Source organism: Campylobacter sp. GB48 (assembly GCF_049221845.1).
Classification (GTDB): domain Bacteria; phylum Campylobacterota; class Campylobacteria; order Campylobacterales; family Campylobacteraceae; genus Campylobacter_D; species Campylobacter_D lari_C.
Genome location: NZ_JBMJAR010000014.1, coordinates 24,010 through 36,827, shown reverse-complemented (window position 1 = coordinate 36,827; position 12,818 = coordinate 24,010). Strand labels below are relative to the sequence as shown.

Sequence of the window (12,818 nt, the reverse complement as noted above, 5' to 3'; positions counted from 1 at the left end):
TATTTTTTGTGGTTTTTATTTAATTGTATTCCTTTTTATTTTTTAATTTATTTTTATTCTTTATTGTTTTATTTTTTTGCTATGGTTTGTATTTTTGTTTTTAGTTGTTTGGTAAAAAATATGAATTAGTTTGTAAGAGATTTTATAAGGGTTTTACTAGATTATAATATAATGTTAAGATGATATTGAGTAGATTGGAAAATTTTTTAATAGATAATAATGTATTTTTAACTGGTGGTGCAGGTGTTGGTAAGTCTTTTTTAACTATGGAGCTTATAAGATCTTATAGGGTTCAAGGAAAAATTGTTATTGTATTGGGTTCTACTGCACTTAGTGCTTTTAATATAGGAGGGGTTACTTTACATAGTTTTTTTGCTTTTAAAAGATGTCAAAATTATGATGAGTTGTATTATGAAGATAGGAAGCAAAAAGATAAGCTAGAAAAATTAAAGAGAATTTTAAAACAATGTGATTTATTGGTTATTGATGAAATCTCTATGGTAAGTTCTTTATTGATGGAAATGATTTATTATAGATTAACAAGAAGTGGTTTTAATGGTAAAATTTTATTGGCTGGAGATTTTTTTCAACTTCCACCCGTGATTAAGTATAAAGAAAATCAAAACCAAAATACTTTATTTCAAAATACTTTATATGCTTTTTCTTCGCAAGCTTGGAATGATCTTAAATTTATTAATCTAAAACTTAGTATTACAAAAAGAACTTTAGATAAGCAGTTTTATGAATATTTGTTTTTTCTTAGAATAGGTGAAGTAAATAAAGAAATGCTAAATTTCTTTAAAAAAATGTTAATTAGTTCAAAAAATTTACTTGAGTATATGGATGAATATACTCTATTATGTGCCACAAATAAAAAAACTAATTATATTAATACTGAAAAATTAAATCTTTTACAAGGCAAAGAAAGTGTATTTAAGGCAAAAACTGAAAAACTAGATTATACATTAGATGATAAAACTTATGAGCAGTGGATTAATGGGCTTAATTCTTTGGGTGAGTTAAAATTAAAAATAGGCGCTAAGATTATTTTTTGTGTGAATAATAAAGAAGAGAATTATTATAATGGAGAGCAAGGTGTTGTTTTAGATTTTATAAAAGATAAAGAGCAAGAATATATTCTGATAGAAAAAAATAATGGTGAAAGATTGAAATTAAAACCATATGAATATACCTTAGAAGAGTATGAGTTAGACAAAGATGAAAAACTAGAAGTTGAGATAAAAGCTAAATTTGTTCAATTTCCTATAAAACTAGCTTATGCTATAACAATCCATAAATCTCAAGGTATGAGTATAGATAAATTAATATGTGATATTGATGGAATTTTTGAAAAAGGACAATTGTATGTATGTTTATCAAGAGCTATTAATCCAAGTAATTTAAAAATCGTATATAATTATAAAATGCCTTTTGAGGATTATTTTTTAAAAATTTTAAAATTCGATAAAGACGTAAAACAATTTTATTTACAAGAAAAGTTTGTAAATTTAGAATAAGATGGAGAATGATTATGAGATGGGTGGTAATTTTATTTTTTTCTTTTTGTAGTATTTATGCTAATTCTTTAAGTATAGAAGATTTTAGAACAGATTTGTATTCAAAGGTTGGAAATAATACTTTAAAAAAGATTGAAATAACTCTAGAATTTGAGGGTGAAAATTTAGAAGAGAAAAAGATTATAGATGCTCTAAATACTATAATATCTAGTTATTTTTATGAAGATTTATTCACAGAAGTGGGCAAAAACAACTTCAAAGAAACTTTACTTAAATTTAGCAATAAAAAATATAAAACTCAAATTAACAATATTTATATTTTAAGAATTAATTCAGTGAGTCAATTTGATTTAGAAGAATTAAAGCGTTTTGTCAAAGATTTAGAAAAAAAGGACGAAGATTTAAAAGAAACTATTAAGCAAGAAGAAAATCAAAATATTCTTAAAGTTACCAAAACTTCAGATCAAAATAACACCCAATCAAAAGATATGAATGTTACTCAAACAAGTAGTGTTAAGGATAGCAATATAAGTTTTAACCAAGATGTCAATACAAGCAAAGAGGCCATGGATATGATTTTAAAAACTATGGAAAATACTCAAATGCAAATGTTAGCACCAAGTAAAGAACAAGATTTATTTAAAGAGATACCATTTTGATTATTGGATTATATCAAAATGGCTTGGGATTTTTGGTATAAAAATATTTTCGTTAATATTTTGATCAAATTTTTGATTGTGAAAATAAATACTAACTAAATTTCCTAATTCATCTTTATAAGAAATACTGTTAAGACTACTATTTTCTAGTTTGATATTATATGTGATATTTTCGTATTTTGCTTCATAATTTTCATGAGATATTAATTTTGCTTTTTTAAAAATTGCTTGAAGATTTGGTAAATTTTGCAATCGAGTATAAATAACTTGTTCTAATTCAGGTTCTATGATAACAACTTCTTTATGATTGATATAAATTTGCTTTTTATTTGGCTTAGTGTAATTCCAAAAGGCTTTGTTTTGAGTAATGATAAAATTTCCTTTATAATTTAACGAAGAATTATTGCTTTGCACTTTTTGCTCAAAATCACTGCTAAAATTTTTAAAATTTATATCAAAAGCAAAAATATTACAAGCAAATATCATTAAAAACATAAAATATTTCATAATTATCCTTTAAAAATTTTGCAAATTATATAAAATTTATGCAAATAAAATTTTATATAGTTCTAATTAAAATCAAGGTATAATTTAGCATATATTTTTGTAATTAAAGGTAAAAAAATGTTTTCTAGTGTATTTAAAGCAATATTTGGCACAAAAAACGATCGAGAAGTAAAAAAATATTTAAAGAGAGTTGCGCAAATTAATGCTTTAGAGTCAAAATACCAAAATTTAAGCGATGATGAATTAAAACAAAATTTTATAGATTTTAAAACACAAATTCAAAAAGAAGAAAAAACTTTAGATCAAATACTAAATGAAGTTTTTGCAATAGTTAGAGAAGTAGGAAAAAGAACGCTTAATATGCGTCATTTTGATGTGCAATTAATCGGTGGTATGGTTTTACATGAAGGAAAAATCGCTGAAATGAAAACTGGGGAAGGTAAAACCTTAGTTGCAACTTTACCTGTTGTATTAAATGCTATGAGTGGCAAGGGTGTGCATGTGGTTACTGTAAATGATTATTTGGCTAAAAGAGATGCAGAGCAAATGAGTGCTATTTATAATTTTTTAGGTTTTAGTGTGGGAGTAATACTTTCAGAACAAAATAGTGATGAGGCACATAAAAAAGCTTATGAGTGCGATATAACTTATGGTACAAATAATGAATTTGGCTTTGACTATTTGCGTGATAATATGAAATTTTCAAAATTTGAAAAAGTGCAAAGAGAACATAATTTTGTTATAGTTGATGAAGTAGATAGTATTTTAATAGATGAAGCAAGAACTCCACTTATTATAAGTGGACCTACAAATAGAGCTTTAGATGGTTATATTAAAGCAAATGAAGTAGCAAAACAAATGCAAAAAGGTCAAGCAGCTGCTACTCCTCAAGAATTACCAAGTGGTGATTTTGTTGTTGATGAGAAAAATAGAACTATTGTGATCACAGAGGCTGGAATTTCTAAGGCTGAAAAATTATTTGGAGTGGAAAATTTATATAGCTTAGATAATGCAATATTAGCCCATCAGCTTGATCAGGCTTTAAAAGCACATAATTTATTTGAAAAAGATGTGCATTATGTATTAAGAGATAAAGAAGTTGTAATTGTTGATGAATTTACGGGAAGGCTAAGCGAAGGAAGACGCTTTAGCGATGGCTTGCATCAAGCATTAGAGGCTAAAGAAGGAGTAAAAATTCAAGAAGAGAGTCAAACTTTAGCAGATATTACTTTCCAAAATTATTTTAGAATGTATAAAAAATTAGCAGGTATGACAGGTACTGCACAAACTGAGGCAACAGAATTTTCTCAAATATATAATTTAGATGTGGTTTCCATACCTACAAATATACCGGTTGCAAGAATAGATAAAGATGATTTAATCTATAAAACTCAAGAAGAAAAATTTAAAGCAGTTATTGAAGAGATAAAAAAAGCAAATGCAAAAGGTCAACCGGTTTTAGTGGGGACTGCAAGTATTGAAAGAAGTGAAGTATTTCACAATATGCTTGTAAAAGAACGTATTCCTCATCATGTATTGAACGCAAAAAATCACGAACAAGAAGCTTTAATTATCCAAGATGCAGGCAAAAAAGGTGCAGTAACTATAGCTACCAATATGGCAGGTCGTGGGGTTGATATAAAAATAGATGATGAAATAAGAGCTTTAGGAGGGCTTTATATCATAGGAACTGAACGCCATGAAAGTAGAAGAATAGATAATCAACTTCGTGGGCGCGCAGGGCGTCAAGGTGATCCTGGCATAAGTAGGTTTTATTTAAGTTTAGAGGATAATCTTTTGAGAATTTTTGGTGGCGATCGCATTAAAAATATTATGGAAAGATTGGGCATAGAAGAGGGTGAGCATATAGAAAGTCGTATTGTTACAAGAGCTGTTGAAAATGCGCAAAAAAAAGTTGAAAGCTTACATTTTGAAAGTAGAAAACATTTGCTTGAATATGATGATGTGGCTAATGAGCAAAGAAAGACTATTTATAATTATAGAAATGAATTATTAGATGAAGAATTTGACTTGCAAGATAAAATTTTAAAAAATATTGCTGAGTATAGCAATCACTTAGTAAGTCAAATTTATCTAAATGCAGAGCTTGAAGATGATGTTAAGCATTTTGAAAGTTTAAAACAAAAAGTAAATTATGAATGCAATCTTGAGCTTAGCGAAGCTGATTTTAAAGATTTGGGTGTAATTGAAGTAGAAAATAAATTAAGTGAAATTTTAGAAAAAGCTTATAAAGACAAAATGAGCATTATTGAAGATAAAGAAGCTAGAAGAATTGAAAGAATTTTATACCTTCAAATTTTAGATAATCTATGGAGGGAGCATTTATACCAAATGGATATTTTAAAAACTGGTATAGGTTTAAGAAGTTATAACCAAAAAGATCCTTTGGTGGAATATAAAAAAGAAAGCTATAATCTTTTCATGGAGCTTGTTGAACGTATTAAATTTGATAGTTTAAAATTGCTATTTAACGTAGTTTTTACTCCAAAAGAAGCACAAAATTTTGAAGAAAAAAGCCACGAACAAAATGAGCAGTTTTTAGCTAATACCACAGAAAGTGGTGTTGATGAAAATGGTGAAGCGCAAATTACTAAAGTACCTAGAAATTCACCTTGTCCTTGTGGTAGTGGTAAAAAATATAAAGAATGCCATGGTAAAAGTGGTCCTAAAAAAGGTATTTTAGCTTAAGGTTTGAAATGAATTTGATTATAGTCGAAGATGATATAAATATGAGAAAATCACTCGAAATTGCTTTGAGTGAGTATGAGGAATTTACTATAAAATCTTATAAATCAGCAACTGAAGCTTTAAAAAAACTAAACGATGATGTTGATTTGATTATTACAGATATTAACATGCCAGGTATGGATGGTATTGAATTTGTGCAAGCTTGTGAGAATAAATATGATTTTATTATTATTACAGGTAATGCAACACTAAATCGCGCTATAGAAGCAGTAAGACTTGGTGTAAAAGATTTTCTGGTAAAACCATTTGATATTAATACTTTAGTTACCGCAATAAAACGCGCAAAAATAATTCAAGAAAAGACTTCTAAAAAAACGAATAAAAAGACTATCAAAAAAGAAGAAAATCAAGATTTTTATGGTACCTCTAAGACTTTGGAAAATTGTTTGAAATTAGCTACTAAAGCTGCCAAAACAGATGCAAGTGTGCTTTTTTTTGGAGAAAGTGGGGTAGGTAAAGAAGTTTTTGCAAATTTTGTGCATAAAAATTCAAAAAGAGCACAAAAACCTTTTGTGGCTATTAATATGGCAGCAATTCCATCAAATTTGATAGAAAGTGAGCTTTTTGGTTTTGAAAAAGGTGCATTTACTGATGCTAATACTACTAAAATAGGATTCTTTGAGCTTGCTAATGAAGGTACTTTGTTTTTAGATGAAATAGGTGAAATGCCTTATGAAATTCAAGCAAAATTATTAAGAGCCTTGCAAGAAAAAGAAATTACAAGATTAGGAAGTACTAAAAGTATAAAGATTGATGTAAGAATTATTAGTGCAACTAATGCTCATATAGAAAAAAAGATTGCAGATAATGAATTTAGACAAGATTTATATTATAGACTTAATACTATTCCTATTAATATACCACCGCTAAGAGAGCGTCAAGAAGAAATTTTGCAAATTGCACAAAAGGTCTTGCTTGATACGTGCAAAGAATATGATTTTAATGAAAAAACTTTAAGTCAAGAAGCGCAAGATGCTTTGCTGACTTATGATTTTCCAGGTAATATTAGGGAATTGATTTCTATTATACAAAGAGCTTGTATTTTAAGTGAAAATGATGAGATTAGTGCTCAAGATTTATTTTTAGAAAGTAGAAAAAGTAAAGATATTAAAAATCTTGAAAAAGAATTGATTTTAGAAGCTTTAAAAAATTCACAAGATATTACAGAAGCAGCTAAGCTTATAGGGATGAGTGAGAAAATTTTTAGCGAAAAAATGAAAAAATACAATATTACTTAAAAAGGACGGACAATGAAAAAAATAGCTATTGTAGGTGCAACGGGAGCAGTTGGTGAAGAACTTTTAAATGTCTTAGATGAGCTTGATTTTCCAGTTGAAAGTATTTTGCCATTAGCAAGTGCAAAAAGTGCAGGTAGTGAAGTAGAATTTAGAGGTAAAAGCTATAAAGTAAAAGAATTAACTCCAAGTGTTTTTAAAGAAAATCCTGTAGATATTGCTTTTTTTAGTGCTGGAGGAAATATAAGTGCTGAGTATGCAAAATATGCAGTAGAATGTGGTGCTGTGGTAATTGATAATACAAGTCATTTTAGAATGGATGAGAATGTTCCTTTAGTGGTTCCTGAATGTAATAGTGAAGATATTAAAGATTGGGAAAAAACAGGGATTATTGCTAATCCAAATTGCTCTACTATACAAATGGTGCATGTTTTAAAACCACTTGATGATGTATTTAATCTAAAAAGAGTAGATGTGAGTACTTATCAAGCAGCAAGTGGTGCGGGTAAAGAAGGTATGGAGGAATTAGTTCAAGGAATGCAAAGTTTTTTTGCTTTTAAACTAGATGAATTTGAAGCAAAAACTTTTCCATACACTCTGGCTTTAAATTTGATTCCTCAAATTGATGTTTTTAGCGACAATGGCTACACTAAAGAAGAATTAAAAATGGTGAATGAAACGCAAAAAATATTACATAAAAAACTTGAAATTTCAGCAACTTGCGTAAGAGTCCCTGTGCTTAGAAGTCATAGTGAAGCCATTACTATGCATTTTGAAAAAGATGTTGATGTTGCTAAGGTTAGAGAGATACTTTCTAAAGCACCAAGTGTTGTTGTGATTGATGATGTAGAAAATAAAAAATATCCTATGCCGCTTTTTGCAAGTGATACTAACGAAACTTATGTAGGAAGAATAAGACGTGATATTAATCATAAAAACATTTTGCATTTATGGTGCGTGGCTGATCAAATTCGTGTAGGAGCTGCTACAAATGCAGTACGTATTGCGAAAAAATGGCTAGAATTGGTTTAAAAAGGAGAAAAATGCTAGAAAGATTTTTTGAGAATTTATTAGTTAAAAGTCGTTTGGTTACTATTTTACCTGTAATTTTTGGTTTAATAGGGGCTTTTGTTTTATTTTTTATCGCAAGTTATGATGTGATTAAAGTTTTAAAATATGTATTTGAATACTTTATGTTGCCAAATTCTACGGTGGATTTGCATGAAGATATTGTTGGTTTGATCATAGGAGCTGTGGATTTATATTTAATGGCTTTGGTTTTATTTATTTTTTCTTTTGGAATTTATGAGCTTTTTATTAGTGAAATAGAGGATTTTAAACAAACAAAGCAGTCAAAAGTTCTAGAGGTGCATAGTTTGGATCAGCTAAAAGATAAGCTTGCAAAAGTAATTATCATGGTTTTAGTTGTAAATTTTTTCCAAAGAATTTTACAAATGCAACTTAATACAGTTTTGGATATGACTTATTTGGCAGGTTCTATTTTGGCTCTTTGTGTAGGACTTTATTTCTTACATAAAAGTGATCATTAATAAGGAATAAAAATGATTTTTATTGATGCGTGTTTTAAAAAATCAACTCCTTATACTCCAGTTTGGATGATGCGTCAAGCAGGAAGATATTTGCCTGAATACATGGAAGTTAGAGCAAGTGCTGGAGATTTTTTATCACTTTGTAAGGACTATCAAAAAGCAAGTGAAGTTACCTTACAACCAGTAGATATTTTGGGTGTTGATGCAGCTATTATTTTTTCAGATATTTTGGTGGTGCCTTTAGAAATGGGCATGGATTTAAAATTTGAAAAAGGTGAAGGACCGGTATTTTCAAATCCTATTAAAACCAAGGAAGATTTGGAAAGATTAGATGTTGAAAAAAGTATTAAAAATCTTTCTTATGTTTATGATGCATTAGCGCTTACTAGAGAAAAACTTGCACAAGATAAAGCTTTGATTGGTTTTTGTGGAAGTCCTTGGACTATTGCTACTTATATGATAGAGGGTGGCGGTAGTAAAAATTATGCAAAATGCAAAAAATTAGTTTATCAAAATCCTGAATTTTTACATCAAATTTTATCTAAACTTACTTTAGCTTTAAAGCATTATATTCAAGAGCAAATTAAAGCAGGAGTTAATGCTATACAAATATTTGATAGTTGGGCAAGTGCTTTAGAAAAAGAAATGTTTTTTGAGTTTTCTTTTAAATATATGCTTGAAATTGCTAATTTTATTAAAGAAAAATATCCACATATTCCCGTGATTTTATTTCCTAAAGGTGTTAGTGGATTTTTGGATGGTATAGATGGAAATTTTGATGTTTTTGGTGTAGATTGGAGTACGCCTTTAGAATTGGCAAAAGAAAAGCTAGGCGCTAAATATACTTTACAGGGTAATATGGAACCTTGTAGATTGTATGATAAAAAAGCTATTGAGCAGGGTGTAGATAAAATTTTAAATATCATGCAAGATAGTGCACATATTTTTAACCTAGGACATGGTATTTTGCCTGATATTCCCGTTGAAAATGCTAAATATTTTATCAAGCTAGTTCAAGAGAAATCACAAAAGTGAATAAAATTACCTTTGGACCTATAAGCTCAAGAAGATTTGGACTTTCTTTAGGGATTGATTTAAGTCCAAATCAAAAACAATGTAATTTTGACTGTGTGTATTGTGAATTACAAGCTGCAAAACCCGTGGAAAAATCTTTAATATATCCAAAAATTCAAGATATCTTAGAACAGGTAGAGCAATCTTTAGCTAGCGATGTGAAATTTGACTTTCTCACATTAACTGCAAATGGTGAACCTAGTTTATATCCTCATTTGAAAGAATTAGTTTGTGAGTTAAATAAAATAAAACAAGATAAAAAACTTTTGATTTTAAGTAATGGCAGTGGTGTATTAAATCCAAATGCATACAATGCTTTATTGGATATTGATGTGGTTAAATTTAGTCTTGATAGTGCTAAAGAAAAAACATTTTATAGAATAGATAAAGCTCTAAAACAAATTAAACTTGAAACAATGATTGATAAAATGATTGCTTTTAGGAAAAAATTTCTAGGCGAGCTTGTTATGGAAGTTTTAGTTGTACAAGGCTTAAATGACAATAAAGAAGAAATGCTAGCTTTAAATGAAGTATTTGACAAAATAAAGCCATTAAGAGTAGATTTTAGCACTATCGATAGACCTCCAGCTTATCCTGTTAAAGGTGTATCTATGGAAAAATTAGAAGAATTAAGTATGTATATTAATAGCACCCCTGTTGTGCTTGCTAAGCATTATTATAAAGGTGAAAAAATTGATTTTAATGCTCAAGAGCTTTTAAAAATGTTGCAACTTAGAGCTCAAAGTGAATTTGATATAGAAAACAAATTTAGTCAATATAGCAAAGATATATTAGAAAAGCTACTTAATGAGCAAAAAATTATTGTAAAAAATCTAGCTGGAGTGAAATTTTATAAAAAAATATAATTTTTTTTTGAAAAACTCTTGACAAGAGCATTTTTTTCTTATATAATGTCACTTCTTATTTATTGATGTTCCGGATTAGCTCAGCGGTAGAGTAGTCGGCTGTTAACCGATTGGTCGTAGGTTCGAATCCTACATCCGGAGCCACTTCTTTTTAGATTATAATCCTGATTTTTATAAGTGTTAAGTAAATTATATGATTTTTAGATAACTAGTATTTTCGTTATGAAAATACTAGTTTTTGATATCAAAAGTAAAGAATTTGCTTTCGAAGTTATTGCCTACTTTTTCATACTGAAACATAGCAGGTTCTAGATTTTGTACTTCATGATATAAAAGACCTAAGGCAAGCCTTGCTTCTAAGGTTTCTTCATTTTCTAATCTTGCAAGCTCAAGTAAAGCTATAGCTGAATTTGGATTGTTTGAACCTATTGCTGCGACTGCAGCTAAAAATAAAGTTTGAGCGTCTTTGATCTTATAATCATCTATTAAAATATTATAAAGTGTATATGCTTCTTGGTATTCTTTTGCAAATATATCTACATAAGCTAATGCAAAGATTAGTCCTATAGAGTTTTTATTACTATTGGAAAGTCTTTTTTTTATGTCATTTCTAACATGGTTAAGTAAGCCTGTGATTTGCATAAGTGTCACATAGCTGTCTTTAACTATACCAGCACCACCGAATAAAGAATCATAATCAAGTTTGGCAGTTAGAAAATACATCTGCGCTTGTTTGGCGTATTCTTTAATATCAAGATTCATATTTTTGGAGTTAAAATATAAAATATTGCTAATAATATCTTCATTTAACAAGTCTTTTAATTCTTTAATTTTTTGATTTCTTAATGCATCAAGATTATTACCATTAGCAGCTACGATGGCAAACATTAACTCCAAAGGAGTGCTACCTGAACTTGGAAGATTATCTAAGTAAGGAATTATTGCAGTAAAATCATTCTTAGCTAAGTGTAGTAGATATTTAAATATGTTATGATTTTGATCAATGCTATTATCTGCTTGTAAATTTTCCAAAAGTTCATTAGCTAGCTTGGTATAGTCTTTTTTTACTAAATCCATACAATATATAGCAAAGATTCCCGCAATATAGTTTTTTGGATTTAAATGATAGGCAGTTGAAAAATGCTTATAGGCGTTATTGTAATCTTGTAATTGTGCATAAGTTAGAGCAAGATTATAATGGATTACATCATGCGCATGATAAATTTCGGCTAAATTTTTAAATTCTTGATTTGCTTCTCTTAGGTGATAGTTAAAAGCTAAATCTATAGCATGAGATAATTCTATATTAACTCCCGATAGAGTTTTACTTTTAACAAGTAACTCATTTTCATATTCATAGCCTTGTAAAAAATTTCCTAAATCAGCTTTTGTGATAAGCTCCATACTTTGTTTTACATCAAAAACACGATAAGGTGAAAAATAAAACAATAAGTCATATATTTGTTGTTTTCCTGTGATTAATCTTTTTGCAAAACTTTGTTGAGCTATATCAATATTAGATAAATTTCTTTTTAATCTTGTTTTTATTTTATAGTATTTCGAACCAATATCTTTGTCTTTTATATATAAGGCTTTTAAAATTTGAGAACCACTTTCAAATTGACCTGTTTTTAATTCTACTAAAGCTAAAGCTATTTTACTCCTTGTTTCTTGATTTGCTATTTTTGATGCACGCTCGAGATATTCTTTAGCTTTTTGATAGTCTCCTGATTTAGCATATAATAAACCCAAAGGTAAGCTAGCTTCATAGTCTTGTTGCTTTTGTAAAAAATCAATAGCCTTTTGTTTAGAATTCAATAATGCATAAATTTTTGCTCCAAGATAGTATGATTCTCCTTGATATCCATTGATATTATTTGAGCGCATAAACATTTGTAAAGCTTCAGGATAAAATCCTTGATAATAATTAATTAAACCTAGGTAATAATCATATAAAGATGATTTGGAATCTTGTGGCAAATGCACCCTTGCTAAGTCAAGATAATATTTAAATTTTTTCCTATCTCCAAGTTTAAAATAACATACAGCTATATTAATAGCCGCAGCTACTTTATGCTCTTCTAGTTCTAGTGATTGTTTAAAATTTTCAATCGCACTAGTAAAATCTTTTTGTTTCATTTGGGCTACACCAAGATTGTAGCTAGATAGGGATTGATTAAAAATATTGATATTATTGTAAAGTTCTAGAGCGCTTTCTACATCACCTTTTTCATATAACAAATTAGCTTTTTGTACTACAAGATCTAACGCTGATTGTTTTACTTTGGTGATACTTGAGCTAGTATTATCATCTAGGACTTGAGTATTTAAAATAGCTTGTTTATCTTCTTTGAAAACTATGAGTAAAATTAAAACTACAAGCAATATTAGAGTAAGGCCTCCAAGTGCAGAAACTAAAATAATGAATTTTTTATCAAAAAGCTTTTTTTTCTCTTCAGGTTGTGTTGTTTGTGGTTCTTCTTCTACCCTTTGAAAAGTACTTTCTTCTTCCTCTAATTCAGGAGGTATCATCCCAGGAGGTATGGATTGTTCTTCTACTCCTGGATTTTCATCTATTTGCGAAAAGGGTGCTTCTTGATTGTCTTGTTCTTTAAGTGTTACTTCTTCGGCCATGTTTTCT

Annotated in this window: 10 protein-coding genes and 1 tRNA gene; 9 read left to right on the top strand and 2 right to left on the bottom strand. The window is 28.6% G+C overall.

The features are described from left to right. The first annotated feature begins 182 nt into the window (after positions 1–182). A complete protein-coding gene (locus tag ACOTVC_RS07160; protein WP_421628139.1) occupies positions 183–1,517 on the top strand; it encodes an ATP-dependent DNA helicase in 1,335 nt (444 codons plus the stop codon). Between the two features lie 14 nt (positions 1,518–1,531). Continuing rightward, complete coding sequence (locus ACOTVC_RS07155) at positions 1,532–2,176, top strand: flagellar basal body-associated FliL family protein (protein ID WP_214099332.1); 645 nt, start codon at positions 1,532–1,534, stop codon at positions 2,174–2,176. Here the strand turns inward: ACOTVC_RS07155 and lolA are convergent, their stop codons facing one another. Continuing rightward, positions 2,177–2,683, bottom strand: coding sequence for a LolA-like outer membrane lipoprotein chaperone (gene lolA, locus ACOTVC_RS07150; RefSeq protein ID WP_421628135.1), 507 nt, complete (start codon positions 2,681–2,683; stop codon positions 2,177–2,179). A gap of 117 nt (positions 2,684–2,800) precedes the next feature. Here lolA and secA point away from each other — a divergent pair, with 117 nt between their 5' ends. The 7 genes from secA (at position 2,801) to ACOTVC_RS07115 (ending at position 10,321) form a co-directional block, all read left to right on the top strand. Continuing rightward, complete coding sequence (gene secA / locus ACOTVC_RS07145) at positions 2,801–5,392, top strand: preprotein translocase subunit SecA (protein ID WP_421628133.1); 2,592 nt, start codon at positions 2,801–2,803, stop codon at positions 5,390–5,392. 8 nt (positions 5,393–5,400) lie between these two features. Beyond that, entirely contained in the window at positions 5,401–6,690 is a 1,290-nt protein-coding gene (locus ACOTVC_RS07140; RefSeq protein ID WP_421628131.1) for a sigma-54-dependent transcriptional regulator, read from the top strand. Positions 6,691–6,702: 12 nt separating this feature from the next. Continuing rightward, positions 6,703–7,719: an aspartate-semialdehyde dehydrogenase gene (locus ACOTVC_RS07135; RefSeq protein ID WP_214115990.1), complete on the top strand. Its 1,017-nt coding sequence runs from the start codon at positions 6,703–6,705 to the stop codon at positions 7,717–7,719. Between the two features lie 11 nt (positions 7,720–7,730). After that, positions 7,731–8,237: a YqhA family protein gene (locus tag ACOTVC_RS07130; protein WP_012661246.1), complete on the top strand. Its 507-nt coding sequence runs from the start codon at positions 7,731–7,733 to the stop codon at positions 8,235–8,237. A 12-nt stretch (positions 8,238–8,249) separates the two neighbouring features. Continuing rightward, complete coding sequence (gene hemE, locus ACOTVC_RS07125; RefSeq protein WP_214115988.1) at positions 8,250–9,272, top strand: uroporphyrinogen decarboxylase; 1,023 nt, start codon at positions 8,250–8,252, stop codon at positions 9,270–9,272. After that, complete coding sequence (locus tag ACOTVC_RS07120; RefSeq protein ID WP_214115986.1) at positions 9,269–10,177, top strand: radical SAM protein; 909 nt, start codon at positions 9,269–9,271, stop codon at positions 10,175–10,177. The genes hemE and ACOTVC_RS07120 overlap by 4 nt, the downstream gene beginning before the upstream one ends. 69 nt (positions 10,178–10,246) lie before the next feature. Next, a tRNA-Asn gene (locus ACOTVC_RS07115) sits at positions 10,247–10,321 on the top strand. 87 nt (positions 10,322–10,408) lie between these two features. On the opposite strand, the gene ACOTVC_RS07110 is transcribed toward ACOTVC_RS07115, so the two are convergent. Beyond that, the gene (locus ACOTVC_RS07110; RefSeq protein ID WP_421628129.1) at positions 10,409–12,811 is read right to left on the bottom strand and encodes a tetratricopeptide repeat protein; all 2,403 of its coding nucleotides are present in this window, start codon (positions 12,809–12,811) and stop codon (positions 10,409–10,411) included. Positions 12,812–12,818: the final 7 nt, after the last annotated feature.

Bases quoted from the DNA above. Each gene is read 5' to 3' on its own strand.
- ACOTVC_RS07155 (WP_214099332.1), top strand. From the start codon at position 1,532: ATGAGATGGGTGGTAATTTTATTTTTTTCTTTTTGTAGTATTTATGCT.
- lolA (WP_421628135.1), bottom strand. From the start codon at position 2,683: ATGAAATATTTTATGTTTTTAATGATATTTGCTTGTAATATTTTTGCT.
- secA (WP_421628133.1), top strand. From the start codon at position 2,801: ATGTTTTCTAGTGTATTTAAAGCAATATTTGGCACAAAAAACGATCGA.
- ACOTVC_RS07140 (WP_421628131.1), top strand. From the start codon at position 5,401: ATGAATTTGATTATAGTCGAAGATGATATAAATATGAGAAAATCACTC.
- ACOTVC_RS07135 (WP_214115990.1), top strand. From the start codon at position 6,703: ATGAAAAAAATAGCTATTGTAGGTGCAACGGGAGCAGTTGGTGAAGAA.
- ACOTVC_RS07130 (WP_012661246.1), top strand. From the start codon at position 7,731: ATGCTAGAAAGATTTTTTGAGAATTTATTAGTTAAAAGTCGTTTGGTT.
- hemE (WP_214115988.1), top strand. From the start codon at position 8,250: ATGATTTTTATTGATGCGTGTTTTAAAAAATCAACTCCTTATACTCCA.
- ACOTVC_RS07110 (WP_421628129.1), bottom strand. From the start codon at position 12,811: ATGGCCGAAGAAGTAACACTTAAAGAACAAGACAATCAAGAAGCACCC.